Raw genomic sequence first — 26,031 nt, 5'->3', positions numbered from 1 at the left:
GCACGTCCCACGGCGTGTCACCGGGGCGCGCGGCGCCAGTTCGCCCCCTCCTTCTCGGCGAGTCCGGCGAGAAGGAGGCGCCCGAGCTTGGCGCGTGTCTCGTCCACGCCGAGCCCGGCCACGCGTGCGACCGACTCCACGGGGACGGCCCGGCGCACCGGAAGGGCGTCGAGCACCGACTTCGCGAGAGGGTCGAGTCCGTCTCCCGGGCGTCGCTCGCCGCTGCGCACGGGTGCGGCATCGGACAGGTCTCCCGCGAGCTCGGCGGCCTCGGCCGCATCGGTCACGCACACCGCCGCGCCGGATCGCAGGAGCTCGTGGCAGCCCGCCGACGCCATCGAGGTGACCGGGCCCGGCACCGCCCCGACCGGCCGGAGGAGACGTGCCGCGTGGTTCGCCGTCGACAGGGCGCCCGAACGCATCGCAGCCTCGACGACCACGGTCGCCGAGCCCAGCGCCGCGATGATGCGGTTGCGCGCCAGGAACCGCTGGCGGAACGGCGTGGATCCGGGAGGGACCTCCGCGACGACGACGCCGTCGCTCATCGCGGCCTCCATCAGCCGCCGGTTGCCCGCCGGGTACAGCCGGTCCACACCGGAGGCGAGCAGCACGAGCGTGCTCCCGTCGACGGCGAGCGCCGCACGGTGCGCCTCGGCGTCGATGCCGTGCGCGCCGCCCGAGACCACGGTGAACCCGCGGGCCGCGACGCCGGAGGCCAGGTCCCGTGCGACGCGCTCCCCGTAGCCCGTCGACGCCCGCGAACCCACCAGCGAGACCGCACGCCGCGACAGGCGCGCCAGGTCGGTCCGCCCCCGCACCCACAGCGCATGCGGGCCGGCGGGCCCCAGGGACTCCAGGCGGTCGGGCCATCGGGCGTCACCCGGCACGAGAAGGGTGCCGCCCAGGCGGTCGAGTGCCTCGAGGTCCTGTGCCGGTGCGAGGTCCCCGAGCCGCGACGACCAGCGCCGGACGCCCGCCATGAGCACGGCCGCCGGCGATCGCCTGCCGTCCTCGGGCTCTCCGTCCGGCCGGTCGTCGGCGGGCCCATCGGCGCCGCTCAAGGTGCGGGCCACCCGCGCGCCCGCTTCCAGCCGGGCGAGTTCCGCGGCCGCGCCGCCGGGGCGGGCGGCGGCCCCGGCCACCCACTCGAGGGCCGCGCCGGCGCCGAGCACCGCGACGAGCGCCCCGGCCGCGATGACGCCCGGCTCGGCGAGACGCGACCACGCGGCGCGGGCGAGCACCGGGTCGGCCGTGTCGAATCCGAGCCGCGGCGGTGGGTCGAAGAGCGGCTCAGCCATGCCGGCCTCCCCGGCGCAGGCCGAGCGCGTCCCCGACGTCGTCCACCGTCGGGGCGTCGCGCCCGGCGAGGTCCGCGATGGTCCAGGCGACCCGCAGGACGCGGTCGGCGCCCCGGAGGCTCAGCATCCCGGTCGAGAGCGCATGATCGAGCAGGTCGCCGATGTCCTCGCGCGGGCGGAGAGTCTCCCGCAGCCACGACCCGGGGACCTCGGCGTTCGTCGTCCAGCCGGTGCCGCGCAGGCGTTCCCGCGCGGCCTGGCGCGCCGCCACCACCCGCTCCGCCACGGACGCCGTCGGCTCGCCCGTGCCGTGCTGCCGGTCGACGTTCGCGACCGGCAGGACCTCGACCTGCAGGTCCACGCGGTCCAGCAGCGGGCCGGACAGCCGGCCGAGGTACTTGCGCCGCACCGTGGGTGTGCAGGTGCACTCCAGGCCCTTGCCGATCGACATTCCGCAGGGGCACGGGTTGGCGGCGAGCACCATCTGGAACCGCGCCGGGTAGCGGGCCACTCCGGCCGTCCGGTGGATGGTGAGCTCGCCCTGCTCGAGCGGCTGCCGCAGCGTGTCCAGCACGCTCGGCCGGAACTCCGCCACCTCGTCGAGGAACAGAATTCCGCGGTGCGCCCGCGTCGCCGCTCCGGGTCGCGGCACCCCGGATCCGCCACCGACCACGGCCGCCGGGGTCGCCGTGTGGTGCGGGTCCTCGAACGGGGGACGACGGATCAGCCCGTCGGCCGGGTCGAACGTTCCCGCGACCGAGTGCACCGCCGTCACCTCGACGGCCTCACGGTCGGTCAGGTCCGGCAGGATCCCGGGGAGCCGGGAGGCGAGCATCGTCTTGCCGGAACCCGGTGGCCCGACGAAGAACAGGTGATGCCCGCCGGCCGCCGCGACCTCCAGCGCCCGGCGCGCGTCGGCCTGCCCGACCACGTCCGCCATGTCGCCCGGAGTGAAGGTGTACCCGCTGCTGCGGGGCCGCCGTACGGGCTCGACGCTGCGCACCAGCGCCGCGTCCCCACCGTGCAGGGCGACGACCTCGGCGAGACTGGCGGTGCCGATCACCCGGGCGCCCGGGACGAGGCGCGCCTCGTCGGCGTCGCTCGCCGCCACGACGACGCGCTCGTACCCTGCGTCCACCGCCGCCGCGACCGCCGGGAGCACGCCGCGCACGGGCTGGATCCGCCCGTCCAGCCCGAGCTCGCCGAGGTGCACGACGGAGTCCAGTCCGCCGGCGGGAATCTCGCCGGCACCGGCGAGGACCGCCACGGCGATCGCCAGGTCGTAGCCGCTGCCCCGCTTCCGGAGCGCCGCCGGAGACAGGTTCACCGTGATCTTCCGGACCGGCCAGGTCAGCCCGGTCGACGTCACGGCCGCGCGGACGCGGTCCCGGGACTCGTTGAGCGCGGTGTCCGGCAGGCCCACCACCGTGAATCCCGGCACGGTCGCGCTCAGGTGCGCCTGCACCTGCACCATGTGCCCTTCCAGGCCGACGAGCGAGACCGCCGTCGTGGTCGCCACGCCCATCAGAGCACCGCCTCCAGGTGCTCGACCACGGGCTCGGCACCGGAAGGCAGCGTCACCGCGATCACGTCGATCCGCACCGCGGACCAGTGCCGCGGCAGGTCGGCACCGTCACGTGCGCACGCGTCGTCGACCGCCTGCCGGTGCACCTGGGTCCACCGCCCGGCCAGCAGGCGCAGCCGGGCCAGCTTCCGCTCCGTCACCCCCTCGCTGGGATGCCCGAACCCGGCCCCCGACCGGGTCTTGACCTCGACCACCACGAGCACGTCGCCGTCGAGCGCGACGATGTCGAGCTCGCCGAGGCGCCCGCAGCGCCAGTTCGTCGCGAGCACGGTCCACCCGCGCGCCACGACATGCCTCAGCGCGATCCGTTCGCCGCTCCGGCCGACGTCGTTCTTGGTTCGCATCCGCCCCACCTCCGCGACCAGCCTGCGTCACGTCGCCCTCCCACGGAGGGACAGAAATCAGCACCTGTGCACAAGAAGCTCCGCCCACAGCGACCCGTCGGCATCTCCCCAGCGAAACTCCGCCGCAGCGGTCCACGGCCCTCGTCACACCACGACGAACACCCGCGAGGAGTCCGGGCGGCCGACAAGTCAGAGCGTCAGCTCAGCCTTGGCCAGCTCCTCCACGTTCACGTCCTTGAACGTCACCACCCGCACGGATTTCACGAACCGCGCCGACCGGTACACGTCCCACACCCACGCGTCGGCCATCCGCAGCTCGAAGTACACCTCGCCCGCGGCGGATCGCACCTGCAGGTCCACCTGGTTGGCGAGATAGAACCGTCGCTCGGTCTCCACCACGTACGAGAACAGGCTCACGACGTCCCGGTACTCGCGGTAGAGCGCGAGCTCCATGTCGGTCTCGTAGTTCTCGAGGTCTTCGGCACTCACCCGGCCATCATCGCACCCGGGAGGTTCCACGACCGCCGATGCAACACGCTGGCCCCGTGTTTCATCAGCGCCTCGAGGTGCGCGGGGGCGCTGTAACCCTTGTTGTTCTCCCACCCGTAGTGGGGATGGTCATCGGCGAGCCGTGTGAGGATCGCGTCCCGCTCGACCTTCGCCAGCACGCTCGCCCCGGCGACGGACGAGCAGCGCACGTCCGCCTTGATCATCGTGACGACGTCCGGCCCGACGTGGGGAACGCCCGGCCCGACGTCGAGGCCGCCGGACGCGAACAGGTCGGGTCCGGGATCGCTCAGCCAGTCGTGCTTGCCGTCGAGGAGGACGACGTCGACGGCGCCCACCTCGGACTGCACCGCGCTCAGCGCACGCTGCCCGGCGAACCGGAGGGCGGCGATGATGCCGTGCGCGTCGATCTCGGCGGCGGACGCGTGTCCCACCGCCGCGGCGAGCGCCCAGCGGCGCACCTTCGGCACGAGGACCTCGCGCGCGGCGGCGGTGAGCAGCTTCGAGTCGGCGAGGCCCTGCGGTGCGGTGCGGGTGCGCGCGTCGATGACGACGACGCCCACGCTCACCGGGCCGGCCAGGGCCCCTCGTCCCACCTCGTCCATGCCCGCGACGAGCCGCGGCCCGGAGGCGAGCAGCGCCCGCTCGGTGCGCAGTGTCGGCGTGGTCCGCGCCCTCTTCTCGGCCAACGCTTCGCGCCTCCGGTCAGGCGGACGGCTGCGGAGTCGGTTCCGTCGCGTCCGGGACGTCGTCGAACACGCTGGCCGGGTTGGAGTGCCACTCCATCCGGTCGAGCGGCCAGACCGTCGAGAACGCGGTTCCCACGACGTTGTCCACGGGGACGAACCCGCCCCCCGGCTTGCTGGTGTTGAAGCGGGAATCGGCCGAGTTCTGCCGGTGGTCGCCCATCACGAAGAGCATGCCGTCCGGCACCGTCACGTCGAACGCCTTGCCACCGCTGGGCGAGTTGCCCGGCTTCAGGTAGAGCGCCTCGTCGATCGCCACGCCGTTGACCCGCACCTCGCCGCCGCCGTTGGCGCACTCGTCGTCGCACACCACGTGGTCACCGGGGAGGCCGATCGCGCGCTTGATCAGGTGCTCCCCCGTGTCGGACGGAAGCAGCCCGACGACGGTCAGACCGGCGGTGATCGCGTTGCCGACCGGCCCCCGGTCGGGTGGCGTGTACGGCTGCAGCCAGCCGCCCGGGTCCACGAACACGACGATGTCGCCCCGCTCCAGGTCCACGAGGGTCGGCGTGAGGCGCGAGACCATGACCCGGTCACCCGTGATGAGGGTGTCCTCCATCGACGCGCTCGGGATGTAGAAGGACTGCACCAGGAAAGTCTTGATCAGGAACGACAGCACCAGGGCGCTGATCACGATGATCGCGATCTCCTTGAGGACCGCGAGCCCGCCGGACTGCTCCCTCGGGGATCGCCGCGGAGACTTTGCGTGCTGCGCCACAGGGTAGGTCGTCACAGATCTCACTTTGTCATCTCGGTAGGGTCGAGGCTCACGAGCCTCCACGACTGTAGTGCACCCTCCTGTGAGGATTCGCACCACACGCCGCCGGCCGGGCAGGTTGTCGCGTGACGCAATCACCTGCCCGGCCGGAGTGAGAATCAGGAAGCGACGGTCTCGCGCTTCTCCTTGATCTTCGCCTTCTTGCCGCGCAGGTTGCGGAGGTAGTACAGCTTCGCCCGGCGGACGTCACCGCGGGTCACGACCTCGATAGAGTCGATCGTCGGGGCGTGCAGCGGGAAGGTGCGCTCCACGCCGACGCCGAAGCTGATCTTGCGGACGGTGAACGTCTCGCCCACGCCACCGCCGTGGCGGCGGATGACGATGCCCTGGAACGCCTGGACACGGGAGCGGGTGCCCTCGATGACCTTGACGTTGACCTTCAGGGTGTCACCGGCACGGAACTCCGGGATGTCGTCGCGCAGCGAGGCGGCGTCGACGCTGTCGAGCTTCTGCATCGTTCTTCTCCGGACCTGCCACAGGTCAGGCGCGAATCTCGCGGCCGCGGTATCCCGCGGCCGACTGGGCTGATGTGAGGTGGCGAGCCGTGCTGACGATCGTGCCGGGCCGAACCCGGCGGCCGTCCCCTGTGGCAGAGACCTGACCGCCGACGCGCCAAGGATCTATTCTGCCACAGCGGCACCGGGCCGGCGGGCACGTGGCGTCACCCGGCCGGCGCGTCCCCGTCCTCGGGCACGGGCAGCACCCGGCCGTCGTCGGACACCGTCCACCCGAGGTCTGCGAGCAACGCCTTGTCGTGCTTGTCCAGCTCCGCCCCGTCGAGGGCGGCGATCATCTCCGGCCGGCGCCGGGCCGTCCGGCGCAACGCCTCGTCCCGCCGCCACCGGTCGATCCGGGCATGGTGCCCCGAGAGCAGCACCTCCGGGATCTCGATGTCCTGCCACCGGGGCGGCTTCGTGTACACGGGGTATTCGAGCAGGCCCGCCGCCCCGTGGGACTCCTCCAGCAGCGACTCGGGGTTACCCACCATCCCGGGCACGAGCCGCCCGACCGCCTCGATCATCACGAGCGCGGCGACCTCGCCGCCGTTGAGCACGTAGTCACCGATCGACAACTCCCGCACGTCGCGCCCGGTGGCCCGGTAGTGCTCGGCGACCCTCGCGTCGATCCCCTCGTACCGCCCGCAGGCGAACACGAGGTGCCCGGCGGTGGCCAGCTCCTCGGCGTGGCGCTGCGTGAAGACCTCGCCGGACGGTGTCGGCAGGATGAGGGTGGCGTCGTCTCCCAGCACCTCCTCCAGCGCGTGGCCCCACACGTCGGGCCGCATGACCATGCCGGCGCCACCGCCGAACGGGGTGTCGTCGACCGTGCGGTGACGATCCGTGGTCCAGTCCCGCAGGTCGTGCACGTGCAGGTCCAGCAGGCCGCGTTGCCGCGCCTTGCCGACGAGCGACAGGTCGAGGGCGGCGAGGTAGTCGGGGAAGATCGTGACGACGTCGATCCGCACGTCAGGCGCTCTCGCCGGCGTCGTCCGCGGCGGGCTCGGCCTCCGAGGCAGCGTCCGCGTCCCGGGCCAGGAGCCCGCCCGGCGGGTCGAGCACCACCCGGCCGCCGGCGACGTCGACCACCGGCACGATCGCCCGCACGAACGGCACGAGGGTACGGACCGTGCCCGTGGGCAGCGGCTCCGAGACCACGAGGACGTCGTGGGCGGGCAGGTGGTCGAGCCCGATGACCTCGCCGACGACGGTCCCGTCGGTGAGCTCCGCGCGCAGGCCCCGCAGTTCGTGCGGGTACCACGCGTCCTCCTCGTCGGAGGCGTCGACGTCGACCACGAGCTCGACGCCGTTCAGGCGTTCGGCGGCGGAGCGGTCGGACGCCTCGGCAAACATGACCACCCAGCGGTCCTGGTGCACGCGTGCCCGCGTCACCGTCAGCGGCCCGGCCTCGGGCGGTACCGTCCGCAGCACCTGGCCGACGCCCAGGCGCCCGTCGGGATCGTCGGTCCGCACGTCGAGCGCGACCTCACCCTTCAGCCCGTGAGCACGCCCGATCCGGGCGACGGTGAGCTCCATCTGCGACTCCTCGGTTCAAGAAAAGACGGGGCCCGGTCCTCGGACCGGGCCCCGTGGGTTGGCGTCCCTCGTCAGCGCCGGTCGACGTCCACGACGTCGACACGGACCGAGCCGTCGGCCGCGAGCGCACCGACGACCGTACGCAGCGCGCGCGCCGTCCGGCCGCCCCGGCCGATGACCCGGCCGAGGTCGTCCGGGTGCACGCGGACCTCGAGCAGGTCCCCCCGACGCAGCGTCTTCGCGGACACGCGGACGTCGTCCGGGTTGTCGACGATCCCGCGCACGAGGTGCTCGAGGGCATCCGCGAGCATCAGGCCTCGGTCTCGGCCGGGGTCTCGGCGCCCTCCGCCGGAGCGGCGTCGGCCTTGGCGGCGGCGTCGGCCTTGGCCTTCTCGGCCTCGGCATGGACGGCGTCGATCGCGGCGGTGGCGTCCGCCTTGCCGCCCTTGGTCTTCAGGGTGCCCTCGGCGCCCGGAAGGCCCTTGAACTTCTGCCAGTCGCCCGTGACCTTGAGCAGTGCGGCGACCTGCTCGGTCGGCTGCGCGCCGACGCCGAGCCAGTACTGCGCGCGCTCGGAGTCGATCTCGATGAGCGAGGGCTCCTCGGTCGGGTGGTACTTGCCGATCTCCTCGATCGCACGACCGTCGCGCTTGGTCCGCGAGTCCATGACGACGACGCGGTAGTAGGGCGCCCGGATCTTGCCGAAGCGCTTCAGACGAATCTTGGTGGCCACGAAGTGGTCTCTCCTGGTTTCTGGAACGGATGATCCGTTCCGCCGGTCCGTGGGGGTGGTCCAGCGGGTAGATCAGGGACTGGGCGGGCACAGGTGAGAGGGGCCCGGGCACGCCGAGTACCGGGCCATTCTGCCAGACGACGCGGAGCCCCACCAACCATCCGCAGCACAGCTCAGTACAGCTCGCCGCGCAGCACGATCGCCGTCGGGTACCGCAGCACGTCGATGTTCTCGCGCGGGTCCTCCGGGTAGACCACCAGGTCCGCGCTCGACCCTTCGACGACGGATCCCAGCCCGAGGAACGCGCGCGCCCGCCACGAGGCGAGGGCCACGACCTCGGCGGCCGGAATGCCGGCCGCGACGAGTTCCGCGCACTCGTCGGCGATGCGCCCGTGCCCGATGGTGCCGCCGGCGTCCGTCCCGACGAGCAGCCGCACCCCGGCGTCGTAGAAGTCGCGGACCTGCTGGTAGCGGCGCGCGTGCAGGTGCCGCATCCGCTTCGCGAACACGGGGAACTTCGGCTCGGCCTGCGCCGCGATCGCCTCGAACTGCGCCACCTGGAGCAGTGTCGGCGTCACGGCCACGCCCGCCTCCACGGCCCGCGAGATCTGCTCGGCCGTCATGCCGGTGCCGTGCTCGATACCGTCCACGCCGGCATCGAGCAGGGCGTCGACGGTCTCGGTCGCGAACGTGTGCACCGTGACGCGCGCGGCCTCGGCGTGCGCCGCCGCCACGGCGCGCGCCAGCACGTCGTCGGGCCAGAGCGGGGTCAGGTCGCCGCCTTCCGGCAGCGACCGGTCGATCCAGTCCCCGACCAGCTTGACCCAGCCGTCGCCGTGCAGAGCCTGCTCACGGACGGCCTCGGGCAGCTCGGCCGGGTCGTCGAGCTCGCGTGCGAAGTTCCGCAGGTAGCGCTTCGCGAGGGCGAGGTGCCTCCCTGAGCGGACGAGCCGGGGCAGGTCGCTGCGCGCCTGGACCCATCGCGTGTCCGACGGCGAGCCGGCGTCCCTCACCAGGAGCACGCCCGAGTCCCTGTCGGCGACGGCCTGCCGCACCGCGACGTCGTGCGGGACGGGGCCGTCGGCGGCCAGGCCGATGTGGCAGTGGGCGTCCACGAGACCGGGCAGCGCCCAGCCCTCGACGACGCGCATCCCCGCGCCCTGTGCCGAGGGCCGGGTCAGGCTGACGCGCCCGCCCCGCACCCAGAGGTCGCCCACCTCGCGGTCGTCGTCCAGGAGAACGTTTCCGCGGAGGTGCAGGGTCGGGGCGTCCGACACGGGAACTCTCACTTGCCCAGGAACTTGCCGAGCTGCTGCTCGAGCGCCTCCATGTCCGGCGGGGCCTGGTCGTCACCGGCCTTGCCGAACGCCGCGCCGGTCGGCGCGGACGGCTGCGGACGGCCGCCGCCGAGCGCGCGCTGCATCGCCTCGCGCTCCTGCTGCGCCCGCTTCGCGGGGTTCCCGGACTTCCCCTTCTTCTTCTTCGTGGGCTGCGTCTTGCCGCGCGACTTCTTGCCCATCCCGACGCCGGGCATCCCTGGCATGGCGGGCATACCGCCGGGGCCTGCCTGGCCGGGCAGCCCGCCGTTGCGGGACATCTGCTTCATCATCTTCTGCGCGCCCGCGAACCGGTCGAGCAGCTGGTTGACGGCGTTCGCCGAGGTGCCGGAGCCCCGGGCGATGCGCGCCCGGCGCGAGCCGTTGATGATCTTCGGGGTGTCCCGCTCGGCCGGCGTCATCGACCGGACGATCGCCTCGATGCGGTCCACCTCGCGCTCGTCGAACTGGTCGAGCTGCTCGCGCATCTGGCCCATACCCGGCAGCATGCCGAGCATCTTCTTCATCGAGCCCATGTTCTTCAGCTGCTGCATCTGCACCAGGAAGTCCGAGAGCGTGAAGTCCTCGCCCGTGGCCACCTTCTGGGCCATCTTCTCGGCCTGCTCGGTGTCGAACGCCTTCTCGGCCTGCTCGATGAGGGTGAGGACGTCACCCATGTCGAGGATGCGGGACGCCATCCGGTCGGGGTGGAAGACCTCGAAGTCGGTCAGCTTCTCGCCCGTCGAGGCGAACATGATCGGGCGGCCGGTCACCTGCGCGACCGACAGCGCGGCGCCGCCTCGCGCGTCGCCGTCCAGCTTGGACAGCACGACGCCGGTGAAGCCGACGCCGTCGGCGAACGCCTTCGCCGTGTTCACGGCGTCCTGGCCGATCATCGCGTCGATGACGAAGAGGACCTCGTCCGGCGTGATCGCCTCGCGGATGTCCGAGGCCTGCCGCATCAGGACCTCGTCGATACCGAGGCGACCCGCGGTGTCCACGATGACGACGTCGTGCAGCTTGGTACGTGCCTCCGCGACGCCGTCGCGCGCGACGCCGACCGGGTCGCCGATCAGCGGAGCATCGGCGGCCGGGTCGTCAGCCGCCGACGTGTTGCCCGGGTGCGGCGCGAACACCGGCACGCCCGCGCGCTCGGCGACCACGGAGAGCTGGTTGACGGCGTTCGGGCGCTGCAGGTCCGCTGCGACCAGCAGCGGCGTGTGTCCCTGTTCCCTGAGCGCGAGGGCGAGCTTGCCGGCGAGCGTGGTCTTTCCGGCGCCCTGCAGGCCGGCGAGCATGATGACCGTGGGCGGCGTCTTGGCCAGGTTCAGCGGCCGGGTCTGCCCGCCCAGGATCGCCACCAGCTCGTCGTTGACGATCTTGACGACCTGCTGCGCCGGGTTGAGCGCGCCCGAGACCTCCGCGGACAGCGCCCGCTCCCGCACCGCCGCGGTGAACTCGCGCACCACGGGCACGGCGACGTCCGCGTCGAGCAGCGCGCGCCGGATCTCGCGCACGGTCGCATCGATGTCCGCCTCTGAGAGGCGTCCACGCGAACGCAGATTCTTGAACGTCTGGGTCAGCCGGTCGGACAGGGAGTTGAACACGGGGTCCAGGGTACCCGCGACACACGGCCTCTCCCGAAGCTCACGCCCGCAGCGCCGCCCGGGCTCGTCGCGTCAGGTCGTCGACGAGCGAGGCACGCCAGGCGGTCCAGCCCTTCGGTCCCAGTGACGTCGAATCGGCCTCGGTCAGCAGCCGTAGCACGTCGAGCAGATCCGGACGGTGGTCGACGGCGTCCAGCAGGGTCGCCAGCGTGGCCGGGTCGTCGTGGTCGCCGCTCACGGCCAGCTCCGAGAGCACCAGGTGATGCCGCACCAGCCGGGTGACGTCGTCGGACACCGCGCGTTCGAAGCCCATGCGGCGCAGGATCGCGGGCACGCGGCGGGCTCCCTCGACCGAGTGGTCGGCGGCCCCGCGCACCTTGCCGATGTCGTGCAGCAGCGCGGAGAGGAGGAGCAGGTCGCCGCCGTTGTGGTTGACGGAGCTGTCCCCGCCGAACGTCATGCCGCGCTTGAGCCGGGCGGCCAGGCGCGCCGTCTCCACGAGGTGGCGGTCCACCGTGTGCCGGTGGATCGCGGCACGCTGGGGACGGTTGCGCACGTCGGCCCATTCGGGGATCCACGTGGTCACGACGCCGGCCAGGTCGAGGGCCTCCCACACGGGCACCTGCGCGCTGCCCGAGGCCAGCAGCGCGAGCAGGTTCGCGCGCGCGGCGGGCGGCCACGGCGCGGGCAGCGGCGGGCAGCTGTGCAGGGAGGTGATCGTCACCGGCGAGAGGTGGAGGCCGGTCCGCGCCGCCGTGGCGGCCGCCCGGAGGGAGAGCTGGGGGTCCGACGCCGGTTGTGCGCCGACACCCAGCACCAGCTCGCCGTCGTGCTCCACCAGCCCTTCGCCGACGGGACGCAGGCGCGGCGGCTTCCTGCGGCCGCGGATCATCAGGGGCTTCCCGACGGGCCTCCGGTCCAGCGCCTTGCGGGCACGGCGCACGGTGGAGTCCAGGGCGTAGGAGATCTCGCGGCCCGCCGCGGCGAGGCTCGCGAGGAGGTCGTCCCCGTCGTCGTACCCGCAGCGGTCGGCGACCTCCTCGAGGTCGCCGAGCAGCAGGCGGGTGGTCCGGCGCCGTGCCGTGACCTGGAGCGCGTCGCGCACGTCCAGCAGGTGGGTGTACGCGTCGTCGACGGTGCCGTGCGGGCGGTCGGTGAGCCAGGTGGCGGCGAGCGCGGCCAGCACGACGGCGTCGCGGATGCCGCCCCGGGCCTCCTTGAGGTCGGGCTCGATGAGGTAGGCGAGTTCGCCGGAGCGCTCCGCGCGCTCGCGCACGGTCCCGAGGAGCTCGGGGAGCCGACGACGTGCCGCGTCACGCCAGTCGGTCAGGACGCCCGTCGCCGCGCGGTGCACGAGGGTGGCGTCGCCCGCCATGACGTGCACGTCGAGCCACGAGACGGCGGCGGGCAGGTCCTGGGACGCCACCTTGCGGCACTGCGCAAGGGAGCGGACGGAGTGGTCGAGGTCGACCCCGGAGTCCCACAGGGGGTACCAGAGGCGCTCGGCCATCCGGCCGAGCTGCTCGTCGGTGTGGGTGCGGCCGTCGTGCACGAGCACCAGGTCGAGATCGCTCATCGGCCCCATGTCGCCGCGGCCGAGGCTGCCGACCGCGGCCAGCGCGACCCCCGTGGGCGGGACGTCCTCGGTCGCGTACTCCCAGAGGGCGGTGAGTCTCTCCGTCACGTGCCGGGCGAGGGCGGCGCGGCGGTCCCGTCCCGAGGCGCCATCGACCGATCCTTCGGCGCGTGTCGCGTCCGAGGCAATGTCCAGCAGTTCGTCGCGGAGGCCCCGCACCCCGTGGGTGGGGTGCGGGGCCTCCGCCGGGTTCCCGTTCAGCGTGGGTGAACGGTCAGAGCGCGGCGTCGCCGTGCTCGCCGGTGCGAACCCGGGCCACGTCGTCGACGGGCACGGACCACACCTTGCCGTCACCGATCTTGCCGGTCTGGGCAGCACCCACGATCGCGTCCGTCACCGGTGCGACGTCCTCGTCGGACACCAGGACCTCGATGCGCACCTTCGGCACCAGGTCGACGGTGTACTCGGCGCCGCGGTAGACCTCGGTGTGACCCTTCTGACGGCCGTAGCCGCTTGCCTCGGAGACGGTCATCCCCCGGACGCCCGCTGCCTCGAGTGCCGACTTCACGTCGTCGAGCCGGTGCGGCTGGATGACTGCAGTGACGAGCTTCATGCACGTACCTCCCTGGTCATAAGGTTCGCTCACCCGGATCAACCGGGTCAGCGAACCTCGCTGATGGTCGAGCCGACACCTTCGTACGCGGTCTCGCCGTGCACCGCGAAGTCAATCCCGTCGATCTCCTCCTGCTCGGTGATGCGCCAGCCCATGACGACCTTGAGCAGGTAGCCGACCACGAGCGTCACGATGACCGAGAACACGATGGCGATGACGGCGATGATCGCCTGCACACCGAGTTGCGCCACACCGCCACCGTAGAAGAGGCCGGTCTCGCTGGCGAGGAAGCCGAGCGACAGCGTGCCCCAGATGCCGGCGACGAGGTGGATGCCGACGACGTCGAGCGAGTCGTCGAAGCCGAGCTTGTACTTCAGGCCGACCGCGAAGGCGCAGATGACACCGGCGACCGCTCCGACGGCGATCGAACCGAGCGGGGTGACGTTGCCGGCGGCCGGGGTGATCGCAACCAGACCGGCGACGATGCCGGACGCCGCGCCCAGTGAGGTGGGCGCACCGTCACGGATCTTCTCGACAAGCAGCCAGCCGAGGATGGCGGCGCAGGTGGCCGTGGTGGTGTTGACCCACGCGAGGCCGGCATCCTCACCGCTCGTGTAGGCGGAACCGGCGTTGAAGCCGAACCAACCGAACCACAGGAGTGCGGCGCCCAGCATGACGAACGGCAGGTTGTGCGGGCGCATCGGCTCCTTGCCGAAGCCCTTGCGCTTGCCGACGAGGATCGCGAGCACGAGCGCCGCGGCACCCGCGTTGATGTGCACCACGGTGCCACCGGCGAAGTCGATCGGGGACGCACCACCGAAGTTGAACGGACCCTCGTCCGAGAGCAGGCCGCCGCTCCACACCATGTGAGCCATCGGGAAGTAGGCCAGCGTGACCCAGATACCCGAGAAAACGAGCCATGTGCTGAACTTGACACGGTCGGCGATGGCACCCGAGATCAGGGCCACGGTGATGATGGCGAACGTCGCCTGGAAGCCGACGTCGACCAGCGTGGGCATGTACGCCCCGGTCTCCTCGTCGAGGATGGCGATCGGGTCGAAGCTGCCGCCGAGCCCGAACTGGTCGAACGGGTTACCGAAGAACCCGCCCACCGTCGCGCCGTACGACATCGACCAACCCCACAACACGTAGATGACGCCGACCACGGCGATCGCCGAGAACGACATCATCATCATGTTGAGCACGGACTTGCCACGCACCATGCCGCCGTAGAACAACGCCAGGCCGGGGGTCATGAGGAGCACCAGGGATGCCGACACCAGCATCCACGCGGAGACTCCGGAATCCAGAACGGGTTCCATAAGCTTGTTCCTCCCTTGCCAGCCCGGAGTGGCTGGTCGCGGATCACGCTCCCCAAGTGTCGTTACGCGGGACCGGCACTGATGTTACGGACATGTGACACAGGGCGAAAGAGTGTAAATACTTGATTTCGTAGTCGTGATGGGTGAAATGTCCGCGAGCATCGTGACTCGATCGTGACGCCAGCGGTACCCATCCGTGACTTCACGTGGTGTTCAGGATTTTCTCACCATTTGGACACACGTGCACTTCGAGGCATTCGTGACCGCTTCTTGACTCAGCCTCAGCCCAGAATGCCGTCCACGAAGTCCCCCGCGTCGAACGGGGCCAGATCGTCCGGGCCCTCCCCCAGTCCGACGAGCTTGACCGGGACGCCGAGCTCCCGCTGCACCTGCACCACGATGCCACCCTTCGCCGTCCCGTCCAGTTTGGTCAGCACGATGCCGGTGACACCGGCGACCTCCGCGAAGACGCGCGCCTGCGAGAGGCCGTTCTGCCCGGTGGTCGCGTCCAGCACGAGCAGCACCTCGCTGGGCGCGGCGACCTTCGAGGTCACGCGCACGATCTTGCCGAGCTCGTCCATGAGTCCGGCCTTGTTCTGCAGGCGACCGGCCGTGTCGACGAGCACGACGTCCGTCTTGTCGTCGCGGCCCCGCGCCACGGCGTCGAACGCCACCGACGCCGGGTCCGCGCCCTCCTTGTCCGATCGCACCGTCTCGACGCCGACCCGTGCCCCCCACGTGGTGAGCTGGTCCGCCGCCGCCGCCCGGAACGTGTCGGCCGCACCGAGCACCACCGACTTGTCCTCCGCCACGAGCACGCGCGCGAGCTTGCCCACGGTGGTGGTCTTGCCGGTCCCGTTCACGCCGACGACGAGGACGACGGCGGGCAGCCGGTCCCCGCTCTCGCCCACGGTCGGCTCCAGGTGCAGCGAACGATCCAGGTCCGCGCCCACGAGCGCGACCAGTTCCTCGCGCAGCAGCTCACGCACGGCGCCCGGCTCGCGGACGCCGAGCACGCGCACCCGGGTCCGCAGGCTGTCGAGCAGTTCGGTGGTGGGGCCGGCGCCGATGTCGGCGAGCAGCAGGTCTTCCTCGAGCTCGTCCCAGTCGTCCTCGGTGAGCGAGTCGCGGGACAGCACCTCGAGCAGGCGGGCGCCGAGCGGCGATCCGGACCTGGCGAGACGGTCGCGCAGCCGCACGAGGCGCCCCGCGACGGGAGCGGGCTTCTCGAGGACCGGCTTCTCGACCGCCGGCTCCGCCGCCGCCTCCTCGGCCACCGCCTCCGCGTCACCCGGCGCATGGATCACCACCGTGCCCGACGCCGGCCCGCCCGCCTCCTCGGTCCCGGGCGCAGCCTCCTCGTCGACGCGGCCGCCGGCCTCGTCCGACCGCTTGGCCCGGGCACGCAGCCAGCCGATCAGGCCGCCGCCGGTAGCGGCCACGACGAGCCCGGCAATGATCTCGATCCAGGGAACTTCGTTCACGCGGAAGATTCTCCCAGACGTCGCGGCCGGGCGCGGGAGGCCCGGCCGATCAGGAGGGCTTGTCCCCCTGGCGCTGGCGCAGCAGTCCCCGCGGATCGCTCAGGACAGGCTTGACGGTCTGGATCGGCACGTTGACGGCCTTGGAAGCCTGATCGCGCGCCTTGCCGAGGAGGCCCTGGAGCTCCTCGGCATCCATGTAGCCCGGCTTGTCCTCGACCGTCGCCTCGAAGAACTCCGACATCTCCATGTCGACGGGCGCGGCGTCCGCCGCCGCCCTGCGCCCCTGACCAGGTTTGCCCACCCACACCGACGGGGCGCCCACGGCGTGCGTGGCCACCGCCGACGCGCCCTTCACCCGGCCGGACTGCTTGGGCCAGCCGCCGCCGGCCACCCGCTGCCACCCGGCACGGAACCGGCCGGGGAAACTATCGGCCCGCTGGTTGCCGTCCGCCGCATCCATGACGTTGGCCACCAGGAACACCCCGGCAGCCAACAGGAGACACACGACGAGCAGGAGGACCGACCACCACATGACGCCATTGTCTCCTGAAACTTTGTCAGATGCCCCGACGGACGCGCCGTACGGCAGTCATGAATACTGCATTCTCCGGAAACACCGGGCTCACCCCTGCGGGCGCTCCTACGTGGCGTCCCCCTTCACGCGTCGATGGTCTCGCGTTCGCCCATCCGCTGGCTGATGACGGTCGTCACGCCGTCGCCCCGCATCGTCACGCCGTACAGCGCGTCCGCGACCTCCATCGTGCGCTTCTGGTGCGTGATCACGATGAGCTGGCTGTCGCGCTGCAGCTCCTTGAAGATCTCGATGAGCCGGCCGAGGTTCACGTCGTCGAGCGCCGCCTCGACCTCGTCCATGATGTAGAACGGGCTGGGCCGCGCCTTGAAGATCGAGACCAGGAACGCCACCGCCGCCAGCGAGCGCTCACCGCCGGACAGCAGGGACAGCCGCTTCACCTTCTTCCCCGCGGGCCGCGCCTCCACCTCGATGCCAGTGGTGAGCAGGTCCGACGGGTCGGTCAGCCGGAGCTTGCCCTCCCCGCCCGGGAAGAGCCGCGGGAAGATCTCCAGGAACTTGTCCGACGTGTCCTGGAACGCCTCCGCGAACACCTGCTGGACCCGGTCGTCGATGTCGGAGACGATCTGCAGCAGGTCCTCGCGCGACTTCTTCAGATCGGCGAGCTGGGTCTCGAGGAACTGGTGCCGTTCCTCCAGCGCCGCGAACTCCTCCAGCGCCAGCGGGTTCACCGCGCCGAGCCGTGCCAGCGCGCGCTCGGCTTTCTTCAGCCGGGTCTCCTGCTCCTCACGCACGTACGGGACTATCCGGTCGGGCTTCGGCTGCCGCCCGCCGGGCGCGGTGGCCTCCGGCGTCGTGCCCTCAGCCTCGGGCTCGCTCCCGGCGACCTCCTGGACGATCTTCGCCGCCTCCGGGTCCGCCGGGTCCAGGCCGAACTCACGCAGTGCCGCCGCGCGCAGCGCGATGGCCTCGGCGCGCGCGGCGGCGCCGCGCGGCAGGACAGGATCCCCCTCGTGACGGATCGGGTTGCCCTCGTCGTCGCGCTCCACGACCGGACGCCGCTCCCGGCGGCGTGCCGGGGCGTCGCCGTCGTACACGGGGATCGGCTGGTGCGGGCCGAACTCCTCGACGAGGACGTCCGGGTCGGTGCTGAGCTCGTCGATGGCGCGGGCCTGGAGCTGCTCCAGCCGGAGGCGTTGCTGGGCCCGGGCGACCTCGTCCTTGTGCGCGACGTCCGTCAGCTCGCGCAGTTCCGCCGTCAGCGACTCCACGGTGCCCCGCACCGCCCCGAGCTGCGCGTTCCCCGCGGCCCGGGCCTCCTCGGCGGCGGCCTTGTCCTCCTGCGCACGCGCGAGGGACAGGTCGATCCGTTCGAGCGCCACGGCCGCGCCCTGGCGGACCACCACCGCGCGGGCCGCGTCGCGTTGCCGGGCCGCCTCCCGCTCGGCGGCGGCGGCCCGCGCCTCGCGTTCCTGCTGGGCGGCATGCGCCAGGGCCTGCGCGCGGCCGGACACGGCGCGTGCCCGCTCCTCGGCCGTGCGCAGCGCGAGCCGCACCTCGGTCTCGCGTGCGCGGGCCTCCGTCGCGGCCCGCGCGGTCTCGTCCCGGCGGGCCTGCGCCTCGTCCTGGGACTCGGCGGCCTGCTCCGGCTCCTCCTCGGCGGTCTCCAGCCGCTCGACGAGGGCCGCGAGGTCCATCTCGTCCTCCTCGCGGCGGCCCATGGCCTGCTCCAGTGCGGCGCGGTGACGCTCCGCCTCCTCGCGGGCGGAACGTGCGGAGGCGCGCAGCGAACCGAGGTGCTCCGCCGCCGCGGCCATCGCGGCGTCGGACTCGTTGAGCCTGGCCAGGGTCTCGTCGTGGCGGGTCTTCGCCGCGTCGAGCTCCGCCCGCGCGGCGACCAGCTGGGTCTCGGCACGCTCCTGGCGGGTGGCGGCCTCGTCGCGCGCGGACTTGGCCTCGTCGAGCGCCGCCTGCAGGTGCAGCACGCTCGGCGCGGCCGCCGAGCCGCCCCACGCCCGGGCGCCGCCGAGCAGGTCGCCGGCGCGGGTCGCCGCCACGAGCTCCGGGTTGTCCCGCACGAAGGCGCGAGCGCGGGCGAGATCCTCCACGACGACGACGTCACGCAGGACCGCGCGCAGGCCGGCCTCGGCGGGGCCCGCGGCGTGCACGACGTCGGCCGCCCACAGGACGGACTCGGGAAGCGTCACGTCGAGGCGGGGCAACTGCTCGGACGCGGCGGCGCCCACCACGAGGCTCGCGCGGCCCGCGTCCTCGTCGCGCAGCAGGCGCAGGGCGTCCACCGCCGCGTCCAGGCCCGACACGGCGACCGCGTCCGCCAGCGGGCCGAGCGCGGCGGCCACCGCGGCCTCCCATCCCGGCTCTACGCCCAGCAGGGCCGCGACCGAGCCGAGCACGCCCGGCTGGTCCGCGGCCAGCAACGTGCCCGCACCGTCCTTGCGATCCAGGCTCAGCTCCAGCGCCTCGACCTTCGCGGCCGCGGCCCCTCGCTCCTTCTCGGCGGTCGCCTTCTCGGCGGTCAGCCGTTCGACCGTGCCGCGGGCCAGCTCCAGCGTCGCCACGGCGGCCTCGTGCGCGACGTCGAGGCCCTCCTCGCCCTCCTCGACACCCGACACCTCGGTCTCGAGCGCGGCGAACTCACGGCTCGTCTCCTCCGCGCGGTGCTCGGCCTCGGAGACCGCCTCCCGCAGGCGGGCCAGCTCGGACTCCGCGGCCTCGACCCGGCTGCGCCGCGCCGCGACCTGACCGGCCAGACGCGCCATCCCCTCGCGACGGTCCGCCGCCGCGCGCATCAGGGCGCCGTGCGCACGCTCGGCCTCCTGGGCCGCCGACTCCGCCTCGGCACGCTCCTCGATGGCCGCCTCCACGGCCTCGCGCGCGAGCTCGACCTCGGACGCCAGCTCCTCCTCGCTGACGCGGGCACGGGCGGCCTGCGCCTCGAGGTCGTCGGGGTCCTGTCCCGGATGGTGCGCCGGTTCCGTGCTGCCGAGCAGGCGGGCGCGCTCGTCGGCCAGGGACTGGAGCGCGCGCAGGCGCTCCCGGGTCTGGGACAGCGCGAAGAGCGTGTCACCCGCGCGGCTCACCTCGGTGGAGGTCGCCGACGCCGACTGCTCCAGGCGGGACAGTTCCGCCCGCGCCTCGGCGAGGCCCGCCTCGGCCCGGGCCTGGCGCTGCTTCAGGGCGTTCTCGTCGGCGAGGTCGGCCTCGATCTGGGCCTGGAGCTGGGCGATGTCGTCCGCGAGGAGGCGAGCACGGGCGTCGCGCAGGTCCCGCTGCACCGTCTGCGCCTTCCGCGCCGCCTCGGCCTGACGGCCCAGCGGGCCGAGCTGACGGCGCAGCTCCGCGGTGAGGTCCGCGAGGCGGGCCAGGTTGCCCTGCATCTGGTCGAGCTTCCGCAGCGCCTTCTCCTTGCGCTTGCGGTGCTTGAGGACGCCCGCCGCCTCCTCGATGAAGCCGCGCCGCTCCTCGGGGGTGGCGCGCAGGACGGCGTCGAGCTGGCCCTGACCCACCACGACGTGCATCTCACGGCCGATACCGGAGTCGCTCAGCAACTCCTGGATGTCCAGGAGGCGGCAGGACGAACCGTTGATCGCGTACTCGGAGCCGCCCGTCCGGAACAGCGTCCGGCTGATCGTGACCTCGGTGTAGTCGATCGGCAGCGCGCCGTCGGTGTTGTCGATGGTCAGGCTGACCTCGGCACGGCCGAGCGGGGCGCGGCCGGAGGTGCCGGCGAAGATGACATCGTCCATCTTGCCGCCACGCAGCGACTTCGCTCCCTGCTCGCCCATCACCCAGGAGAGCGCGTCGACGACGTTCGACTTGCCCGAACCGTTGGGACCCACCACACAGGTGATCCCGGGCTCGAGGTTCAGCGTGGTCGCCGACGCGAAGGACTTGAATCCCCGGAGCGTGAGCGTCTTGAGATGCACCGGCCAACCCTAACCGGACACGCCGCAAAACCCGTCACGCCCGGCGTGTCTCTAGTTCTCCCGAGCCGCCCGGCTCGCGTGCTCAGAGCTCGGGGAACCAGAGGGAGATCTCGCGGGAGGCCGACTCCGGCGAGTCGCTGCCGTGCACGAGGTTCTGCACCACCTTGGTGCCCCAGTCGCGGCCGAGGTCGCCGCGGATCGTGCCGGGGGCCGCCTCGGTGGGGTTCGTGGCGCCGGCCAGGGAACGGAAACCGGGGATGACGCCCTCACCCTCGACGACCACGGCCAGCACCGGGCCCGACATCATGAACTCCACCAGCGGCTCGAAGAACGGCTTGCCCTCGTGCTCGGCGTAGTGCTGGTGCAGCACGCCGGGCGTGGCGTCGAGCATCCGGACGGCACGGAGGGTGTACCCCTTGGCCTCGATGCGGCGCAGGATCTCGCCGGACAGGCCGCGGCGTACGCCGTCGGGCTTGACGAGCACGAGCGTGCGCTCGGCCACGGGCGCCTCGGCGGTCTCGGTAGGCAGGTTCTCGGTCACGACGTCGGTCATGGGCCCCAGCGTAATGGGGCCGGTGGTGTGCCTCGCTCAGGTGTTGGGCGCGGTCTCCGGGTGCTCGGCGTCGTACGCGGCGCGCTCCCGGTCGACGCGCGAACCGAGCCGCAGCGCCATCACCCACAGGGCCGCGAACACCAGGTTCACGACGGTCGCCAGCGGGACGACGAGCCCCGTGGCGAGCACCAGGATCTGCGCCGTCGTCCCCGCGGCGAGCCCGGCCGGACGCCTCGTGAACCGCGACAGCACCACCAGCAGCACCGCGAGGCCGCCGCCCACGCCCCACACGACGGCCGCGGAGTCGGACTGGAGCGGCCCGCGCTCGTAGTCGAGGTCCCGCAGCCCGAACGCGACCAGCGTGACGAACAGCACGAGCACGGCCTCGCAGGCCAGGACGGTGGAGGTGAACTGCACCAGCGCGGAGGGCCTGGCCTTGATGCGGTCGCCGGGGGCGGGTCGGTCCTTGCTCACCCCGCCACGATATCCGGCCCGGCGGGTACTTCGGGAACCGGCTCCGGCTCGCAGAGGATGGCCCGGAGTTCGGCGATCGCCTCCGGCATGTGGACCTGGACCCCGTGCCCCCCGCCGGACCGCACCCAGGCGAGCGTGGTGGCCTGCACGACGGCGCCCGCGACCGCGAGGACGGTCTCCGCGTCCGCCGCGTAGGGAGCCACCTGTCCGCGTTCCTCGAGCAGTGTGAGCAACTCGGTACGGTGCCGCTCGATGGCGTCCTGGTGGTGCTGCAGCAGGCGCGGCTCCCGCCGGACGAGTTCCACGGCCGCCCGCACCCGGGCGGGTTCGTCGCCGAGCTGGTCCAGCATGTTCCCGATCAGGGACCGCAGGTCGGTCAGCAGGTGACCGCTGGGACCGCCCGAGGCGAAGATGCGGGCGGCGTCCGGGTCGATACCGACGTCGGTCCGTATCCCGATGACCGCCTCCTCCTTCGACTCGAAGTAGTTGAAGAAGGTGCGTGGCGAGACCCCGGCCTCGGCGGCGATCCGCCCGGTCGTCACGGCGTCGTACCCGTGCTCCCGCACGAGGCGCTGGGCGGCGTCGATGATGGCGACGCGGCGGGCACGCTTGTTGCGCTCGCGCAGGCCGGGTCCGTTCTCGCTCATCCGAATATTCTGCACCGGCCCGACGAGCCCTCAGACCTCGCCGAAACCGGAGCCGATCATCTCCGCCAGCGCCTCCGCGGCACCGGCCGCGTCCTGGCCGCTCACCGTGATCGTCAGTTCGCGCCCCTGGGTCGCCCCGAGCGCCATGAGCTGCAGCACGCTCGACGCGTCCACGCCGTCGACCAGCACCGACGCGCCGAGCTCCGCGACCTTCCGGGACACGAGCGCGGCCGGCCGGGCGTGCAGCCCGAGCGGGTTGCGCAGTGTGGCCGTGGTCGTGGCGCTGCCGGTCCCGTCAGTTCCGCCGCCCGCCGCGTCCGGCGCGACGTCGGCGGCCCGCGCGAACGTGCTGCCCGCGTCCCGTACCGCGGCCACCACGCCGTCCACGCCGGAGCCGCCGTGCGCCGCCACGGCCGCGGCGACCGCGCCCTCGACGAACGGGCCCGGCGCCAGGACCGCCGAGGCCGCCAGGTCCTCGTCGAGCTCCAGCGCCGACTCGACGGTCAGCGCCGACGAGCCCAGGTCGGCCAGGACGACGACGCCGGGCGCCGCGGCCGCCGCCTCGTGCAGGGCCGCGGTCACGTCGTCGAGCGCGCTGCCCAGACCGCCGTCGGGCAGCCCTCCCGTGGGGACCAGCGTGACGTCGGGGGCCATCTGTCCCGCGAGCTCGGCCAGGCCGCGCGCCATCGCCGCCGAGTGCGAGACGAGGACGATCGCCACCGTCATACCGTCTCCTCAGGGAGCGCCTCGACGGCGGCCGCCAGGAGGAGCGCGGTCGAGCGTGCGCCCGGATCCTCGTGCCCGGCACTGCGTTCCCCGAGGTACGACGCGCGCCCCTTGGTGGCCACGAGCGGAATGGTCGCAGTCGCTCCGGCGTCGGCGGCGGCCGCGGCCGCTCGCAGGGCGTCCGCCTCGTCGCCCTCGCCTGCCGCGCGCTCCGCGGCCTCGACGGCGGGCGTCCAGGCGTCGACCATGGTCTTCTCCCCCGGCTCGGCCTTCCCGCGCGCGGTGATCCCGTCCAGCGCGGACTCGAGCATCGCGACGATCGTGCGGGTGTCGATCGCCTCGTGGCCCGTCACCTTGGCGGCACGGAGGAACGCCGTCCCGTACAGCGGGCCGGACGCCCCGCCGACGGTGGACATGAGCGTGGTCGCGGTGAGTTTGAGGACGTCGCCGACGAGCCGGGGCGGAGCCTCGGGATCGTCGGTCTCGGAGCGCCGGGCGTCCAGCTTGGCGACCACCGCCCGGAACCCGCGGACGAGGTTCTCGCCGTGGTCGCCGTCGCCGATCTCCCGGTCCAGCGCGGTCAGCAAGTCACGCTTGTCGGCGACCGCGTCGGCGGTCCGCCGGATCCAGCGCTCCGCCCAGTCAGCATCCAGCGTCACCGCAGCATCACCTCATACCTCCAGTCGTGCCGTGGAGAATGTACTTTCACCCGATCACCAGCGCAGCGCCGCCGTGTGCACGGGAGCGTCCCACAGCGCCTCGAGCTCGTCGTCCAGCCGCAGCACGGTGACCGACGCGCCCTGCATCTCCAGGGACGTGACATAGCTACCCACGAGCGAGCGAGCCACGGTCACGCCCCGCTGTTCGAGCAGGCGCCGCGCTCGACCATAGACCACGTAGAGCTCCGAGGTGGGGGTTCCGCCCATTCCGTTGACGAACAGCAACACACGCTCGCCCGGGGACAGCTCGAGGTCGTCCGCGACCGGGTCGAGCAGCATCTGCGTCACCGCGTCCGCGGACGCCGCCCGCACGCGGCGCCGGCCGGGCTCGCCGTGGATACCGATACCGATCTCCATCTGGTCGTCGGGGAGGTCGAAGCTCGGCCCGCCGACGTGCGGGACGGTGCAGGCCGTGAGCGCGACGCCCATGCTCCGCACGTTGTCCACGACGTGCTGCGCGATGCGGGTGACGTCGTCCACGTCACCACCCTGCATGGCCGCCGCACCGGCGATCTTCTCCACGCAGAGCGTCCCGGCGACGCCCCGGCGCCCCGCGGTGTAGGTCGAGTTCTCGACGGCGACGTCGTCGTTCACGACGACCGTGGCGATGCGGGCGCCCTCGGCCTCCGCGAGCTCGACGGCGAGGTCGAAGTTGAGCACGTCGCCGGTGTAGTTCTTCACGATCGCGAGCACGCCGGCTCCGCCGTCGGCCGCGTGCAGCGCGGGCAGGATGCCGTCGGGCGTGGGCGAGGTGAAGACGGCCCCCGGGACGGCGGCGTCGAGCATCCCGTCGCCGACGAAGCCGGCGTGCAGCGGCTCGTGGCCGGATCCGCCGCCGCTGACGAGCCCGACCTTGCCGGTCGTGGCCCCGCCGACGCGGGTCACATAGGTGGGGTCGTGATGCACCTGGACCAGGTCCGCGTGCGCGAGCGCGAACCCGGCCAGTGAATCGGCGACGGCGTTCTCGGGATCGTTGAGCAGCTTCTTCACGGCTGGCCCCTTCCTCGTCGACGCGGGTAGATCCATCCTCTCACCGGCGCAGCAGCGAGCGGGCGTCGGCGACCGTGACAACGGATCCGGTCACCAGCACGGCGCTGCCGGCACCGACGCCGACGTCGTCCCCCGCCTCGGCGAGGTCCGCCGCGATCTGGATCGCCCCGGAGAGGTCGGCGGCGACGTGCACGCGGTCCTCCCCGAAGACGTCGTTCGCGATCTCGGCGAGTTCCTCGGGTTCCATGGAGCGCTCGTTGGTGTTGCGCGTGACCACGATCTCGGCGAGCACGGGCTCAAGGACGGCGAGGAGACCCTCGGCGTCCTTGTCGGCCATGATGCCGACGACGCCGATGATCCGCCGCAGGTCGAACGACTCCTCCAGCGTCTCGACCATGGCCTCCACGCCGGCGGGGTTGTGGGCGGCATCGACGATCATCGTCGGGCTGGACCTCACCACCTCCAGCCGACCGGGGCTGGTGACCCGCGCGAAACCGGCCTCCACCACGCCGCCGTCGAGCGCCTTGCCCCCGCTGATCAGCGCCTCGGTCGCCGCGAGCGCCAGCAGCGCGTTGTGCGCCTGGTGCCCGCCGTGCAGGGGGAGGTAGATATCCGTGTAGAGGCCGCCGGGAGTGCGCAGGGCGACGAGCTGGCCGCCGACGGCGACCTGCCGCGCGGCGACCTCCAGGTCGACGCCCTCGCGGATCAGGTGGGCGCCGGTCCGCTCGGCGCGGGCCCGGATCTCGGCGTCGGCGTCCTCGCGCTGGGCGGCGACGATCGCCGTCGCACGGTCCTTGATGATGCCGGCCTTCTCCGCGGCGATCTCCGCGATGGTGTGGCCGAGCCACTTCTCGTGATCCATGGCGACGGGCGTGAGGACGGCGATCGGGGCGTCGACGACGTTCGTGGAGTCCCAGCTGCCGCCCAGGCCCACCTCGATGACGGCGACGTCGACGGGCGCGTCGGCGAACGCGGCGATCGCCATGACGGTCAGGACCTCGAAGAAGCTCAGGGGAGGACCGCCGTCGGCCTCGGACTCGCGGTCGGCGACGCCGATGTACGGGGCGACGTCCTCGAAAACCTCGACGAAGCGGTCCTCGTCGAGCGGCTCGCCGTCGATCTGGATGCGCTCGGTGACGCTGGACAGGTGCGGGCTGGTGAACAGGCCCGTGCGCAGGCCGTGCTCGCGGACCAGCGACTCGACCATGCGGGCCGTCGAGGACTTGCCGTTGGTGCCGGTGATGTGGACCGCCCGGAACGCGCGGTGGGGGTCGCCCAGCAGGTCCAGCACGCGCTCCACGCGGGCCATGGTGGGGTCGATCTTGTGCTCGGGCATCCGGGAGAAGATCTCCCGGGCCACGGTCTTGAAGGCGTCGCTCACGAGACGAGGATATGTGGGGTGGCGCGGGACGGGGGCTCTGTCCACAGCCCCGGTTGTGTTCCGGCCGCCGCCCGTGTGGGCGCGTTACGGTAGGCCCGACCGCATCCATCCGGAACCACC

26 protein-coding genes are annotated in these 26,031 nt (G+C 72.6%); all 26 read right to left on the bottom strand.

Annotated features, from left to right (window positions below; genetic code table 11):
- Nucleotides 1–17: 17 nt before the first annotated feature.
- The 26 genes from dprA to ACYVK5_RS00110 all read right to left on the bottom strand — a co-directional run bounded on the left by dprA (nt 18) and on the right by ACYVK5_RS00110 (nt 25,866).
- Nucleotides 18–1,298, bottom strand: a complete 1,281-nt coding sequence (gene dprA / locus ACYVK5_RS00235; protein ID WP_460701274.1) for a DNA-processing protein DprA — start codon at nt 1,296–1,298, stop codon at nt 18–20.
- On the bottom strand, nt 1,291–2,823 hold the full coding sequence (locus tag ACYVK5_RS00230) for a YifB family Mg chelatase-like AAA ATPase (RefSeq protein WP_460701273.1): 1,533 nt from the start codon (nt 2,821–2,823) through the stop codon (nt 1,291–1,293). The genes dprA and ACYVK5_RS00230 overlap by 8 nt, the downstream gene beginning before the upstream one ends.
- The gene (locus tag ACYVK5_RS00225) at nt 2,823–3,227 is read right to left on the bottom strand and encodes a YraN family protein (protein WP_460701272.1); all 405 of its coding nucleotides are present in this window, start codon (nt 3,225–3,227) and stop codon (nt 2,823–2,825) included. Before ACYVK5_RS00225 ends, ACYVK5_RS00230 begins: the two co-directional genes overlap by 1 nt.
- Nucleotides 3,228–3,416: 189 nt before the next feature.
- Complete coding sequence (locus ACYVK5_RS00220) at nt 3,417–3,716, bottom strand: DUF2469 domain-containing protein (RefSeq protein ID WP_192861150.1); 300 nt, start codon at nt 3,714–3,716, stop codon at nt 3,417–3,419.
- Complete coding sequence (locus ACYVK5_RS00215; protein WP_460701271.1) at nt 3,713–4,423, bottom strand: ribonuclease HII; 711 nt, start codon at nt 4,421–4,423, stop codon at nt 3,713–3,715. The genes ACYVK5_RS00220 and ACYVK5_RS00215 overlap by 4 nt, the downstream gene beginning before the upstream one ends.
- 16 nt (nt 4,424–4,439) lie before the next feature.
- Nucleotides 4,440–5,213 (bottom strand): signal peptidase I, encoded by a 774-nt coding sequence (lepB, locus tag ACYVK5_RS00210; RefSeq protein ID WP_460701270.1) that lies wholly within the window; start codon nt 5,211–5,213, stop codon nt 4,440–4,442.
- 143 nt (nt 5,214–5,356) lie between these two features.
- A complete protein-coding gene (gene rplS / locus ACYVK5_RS00205; RefSeq protein ID WP_460701269.1) occupies nt 5,357–5,713 on the bottom strand; it encodes a 50S ribosomal protein L19 in 357 nt (118 codons plus the stop codon).
- Nucleotides 5,714–5,919: 206 nt separating this feature from the next.
- On the bottom strand, nt 5,920–6,723 hold the full coding sequence (gene trmD / locus ACYVK5_RS00200) for a tRNA (guanosine(37)-N1)-methyltransferase TrmD (protein ID WP_460701268.1): 804 nt from the start codon (nt 6,721–6,723) through the stop codon (nt 5,920–5,922).
- A 1-nt stretch (nt 6,724) separates the two neighbouring features.
- Nucleotides 6,725–7,291, bottom strand: coding sequence for a ribosome maturation factor RimM (gene rimM / locus ACYVK5_RS00195; protein WP_460701267.1), 567 nt, complete (start codon nt 7,289–7,291; stop codon nt 6,725–6,727).
- A 71-nt stretch (nt 7,292–7,362) separates the two neighbouring features.
- Nucleotides 7,363–7,602 (bottom strand): RNA-binding protein, encoded by a 240-nt coding sequence (locus ACYVK5_RS00190; protein ID WP_460701266.1) that lies wholly within the window; start codon nt 7,600–7,602, stop codon nt 7,363–7,365.
- Nucleotides 7,602–8,024, bottom strand: a complete 423-nt coding sequence (rpsP, locus tag ACYVK5_RS00185) for a 30S ribosomal protein S16 (RefSeq protein WP_460701265.1) — start codon at nt 8,022–8,024, stop codon at nt 7,602–7,604. Before rpsP ends, ACYVK5_RS00190 begins: the two co-directional genes overlap by 1 nt.
- A gap of 173 nt (nt 8,025–8,197) precedes the next feature.
- On the bottom strand, nt 8,198–9,301 hold the full coding sequence (locus tag ACYVK5_RS00180; protein ID WP_460701264.1) for an amidohydrolase family protein: 1,104 nt from the start codon (nt 9,299–9,301) through the stop codon (nt 8,198–8,200).
- An 8-nt stretch (nt 9,302–9,309) separates the two neighbouring features.
- Nucleotides 9,310–10,947: a signal recognition particle protein gene (gene ffh, locus ACYVK5_RS00175; RefSeq protein ID WP_460701263.1), complete on the bottom strand. Its 1,638-nt coding sequence runs from the start codon at nt 10,945–10,947 to the stop codon at nt 9,310–9,312.
- Nucleotides 10,948–10,987: 40 nt separating this feature from the next.
- Nucleotides 10,988–12,742 (bottom strand): [protein-PII] uridylyltransferase family protein, encoded by a 1,755-nt coding sequence (locus tag ACYVK5_RS00170; RefSeq protein WP_460701262.1) that lies wholly within the window; start codon nt 12,740–12,742, stop codon nt 10,988–10,990.
- 55 nt (nt 12,743–12,797) lie between these two features.
- Nucleotides 12,798–13,136, bottom strand: coding sequence for a P-II family nitrogen regulator (locus ACYVK5_RS00165; protein ID WP_460701261.1), 339 nt, complete (start codon nt 13,134–13,136; stop codon nt 12,798–12,800).
- A 47-nt stretch (nt 13,137–13,183) separates the two neighbouring features.
- Complete coding sequence (locus ACYVK5_RS00160) at nt 13,184–14,458, bottom strand: ammonium transporter (protein WP_460701260.1); 1,275 nt, start codon at nt 14,456–14,458, stop codon at nt 13,184–13,186.
- Between the two features lie 281 nt (nt 14,459–14,739).
- The gene (gene ftsY / locus ACYVK5_RS00155) at nt 14,740–15,942 is read right to left on the bottom strand and encodes a signal recognition particle-docking protein FtsY (RefSeq protein ID WP_460701259.1); all 1,203 of its coding nucleotides are present in this window, start codon (nt 15,940–15,942) and stop codon (nt 14,740–14,742) included.
- A gap of 49 nt (nt 15,943–15,991) precedes the next feature.
- Nucleotides 15,992–16,474, bottom strand: coding sequence for a hypothetical protein (locus ACYVK5_RS00150; RefSeq protein WP_460701258.1), 483 nt, complete (start codon nt 16,472–16,474; stop codon nt 15,992–15,994).
- 125 nt (nt 16,475–16,599) lie between these two features.
- Entirely contained in the window at nt 16,600–20,421 is a 3,822-nt protein-coding gene (gene smc / locus ACYVK5_RS00145; protein ID WP_460701257.1) for a chromosome segregation protein SMC, read from the bottom strand.
- Between the two features lie 82 nt (nt 20,422–20,503).
- Nucleotides 20,504–20,974, bottom strand: a complete 471-nt coding sequence (gene ndk / locus ACYVK5_RS00140) for a nucleoside-diphosphate kinase (RefSeq protein WP_460701256.1) — start codon at nt 20,972–20,974, stop codon at nt 20,504–20,506.
- Between the two features lie 36 nt (nt 20,975–21,010).
- Nucleotides 21,011–21,448, bottom strand: a complete 438-nt coding sequence (locus tag ACYVK5_RS00135; protein WP_460701255.1) for a DUF4233 domain-containing protein — start codon at nt 21,446–21,448, stop codon at nt 21,011–21,013.
- The gene (locus tag ACYVK5_RS00130) at nt 21,445–22,095 is read right to left on the bottom strand and encodes a TetR/AcrR family transcriptional regulator (RefSeq protein WP_460701254.1); all 651 of its coding nucleotides are present in this window, start codon (nt 22,093–22,095) and stop codon (nt 21,445–21,447) included. Before ACYVK5_RS00130 ends, ACYVK5_RS00135 begins: the two co-directional genes overlap by 4 nt.
- A 30-nt stretch (nt 22,096–22,125) precedes the next feature.
- Nucleotides 22,126–22,821, bottom strand: coding sequence for a dihydroxyacetone kinase phosphoryl donor subunit DhaM (gene dhaM / locus ACYVK5_RS00125; RefSeq protein ID WP_460701253.1), 696 nt, complete (start codon nt 22,819–22,821; stop codon nt 22,126–22,128).
- The gene (gene dhaL / locus ACYVK5_RS00120) at nt 22,818–23,480 is read right to left on the bottom strand and encodes a dihydroxyacetone kinase subunit DhaL (RefSeq protein WP_460701252.1); all 663 of its coding nucleotides are present in this window, start codon (nt 23,478–23,480) and stop codon (nt 22,818–22,820) included. Before dhaL ends, dhaM begins: the two co-directional genes overlap by 4 nt.
- A gap of 54 nt (nt 23,481–23,534) precedes the next feature.
- Nucleotides 23,535–24,530, bottom strand: a complete 996-nt coding sequence (gene dhaK, locus ACYVK5_RS00115) for a dihydroxyacetone kinase subunit DhaK (protein WP_460701251.1) — start codon at nt 24,528–24,530, stop codon at nt 23,535–23,537.
- A 40-nt stretch (nt 24,531–24,570) separates the two neighbouring features.
- The gene (locus ACYVK5_RS00110) at nt 24,571–25,866 is read right to left on the bottom strand and encodes a bifunctional folylpolyglutamate synthase/dihydrofolate synthase (RefSeq protein ID WP_460701375.1); all 1,296 of its coding nucleotides are present in this window, start codon (nt 25,864–25,866) and stop codon (nt 24,571–24,573) included.
- Nucleotides 25,867–26,031 lie beyond the last annotated feature (165 nt).

The sequence above is a fragment of the Myceligenerans halotolerans genome (genome assembly GCF_054782975.1).
The sequence above is the reverse complement of the archived record's forward strand: the minus strand, read 5'-3'. Positions and strand labels throughout refer to the sequence as shown.

Coding starts and splice junctions, on each gene's coding strand:
- dprA (WP_460701274.1), bottom strand. CDS start 1,298: ATGGCTGAGCCGCTCTTCGACCCACCGCCGCGGCTCGGATTCGACACG.
- ACYVK5_RS00230 (WP_460701273.1), bottom strand. CDS start 2,823: ATGGGCGTGGCGACCACGACGGCGGTCTCGCTCGTCGGCCTGGAAGGG.
- ACYVK5_RS00225 (WP_460701272.1), bottom strand. CDS start 3,227: ATGCGAACCAAGAACGACGTCGGCCGGAGCGGCGAACGGATCGCGCTG.
- rplS (WP_460701269.1), bottom strand. CDS start 5,713: ATGCAGAAGCTCGACAGCGTCGACGCCGCCTCGCTGCGCGACGACATC.
- rimM (WP_460701267.1), bottom strand. CDS start 7,291: ATGGAGCTCACCGTCGCCCGGATCGGGCGTGCTCACGGGCTGAAGGGT.
- ACYVK5_RS00190 (WP_460701266.1), bottom strand. CDS start 7,602: ATGCTCGCGGATGCCCTCGAGCACCTCGTGCGCGGGATCGTCGACAAC.
- ACYVK5_RS00165 (WP_460701261.1), bottom strand. CDS start 13,136: ATGAAGCTCGTCACTGCAGTCATCCAGCCGCACCGGCTCGACGACGTG.
- ACYVK5_RS00160 (WP_460701260.1), bottom strand. CDS start 14,458: ATGGAACCCGTTCTGGATTCCGGAGTCTCCGCGTGGATGCTGGTGTCG.
- ACYVK5_RS00150 (WP_460701258.1), bottom strand. CDS start 16,474: ATGTGGTGGTCGGTCCTCCTGCTCGTCGTGTGTCTCCTGTTGGCTGCC.
- ndk (WP_460701256.1), bottom strand. CDS start 20,974: ATGACCGACGTCGTGACCGAGAACCTGCCTACCGAGACCGCCGAGGCG.
- ACYVK5_RS00130 (WP_460701254.1), bottom strand. CDS start 22,095: ATGAGCGAGAACGGACCCGGCCTGCGCGAGCGCAACAAGCGTGCCCGC.
- dhaM (WP_460701253.1), bottom strand. CDS start 22,821: ATGACGGTGGCGATCGTCCTCGTCTCGCACTCGGCGGCGATGGCGCGC.
- ACYVK5_RS00110 (WP_460701375.1), bottom strand. CDS start 25,866: ATGCCCGAGCACAAGATCGACCCCACCATGGCCCGCGTGGAGCGCGTG.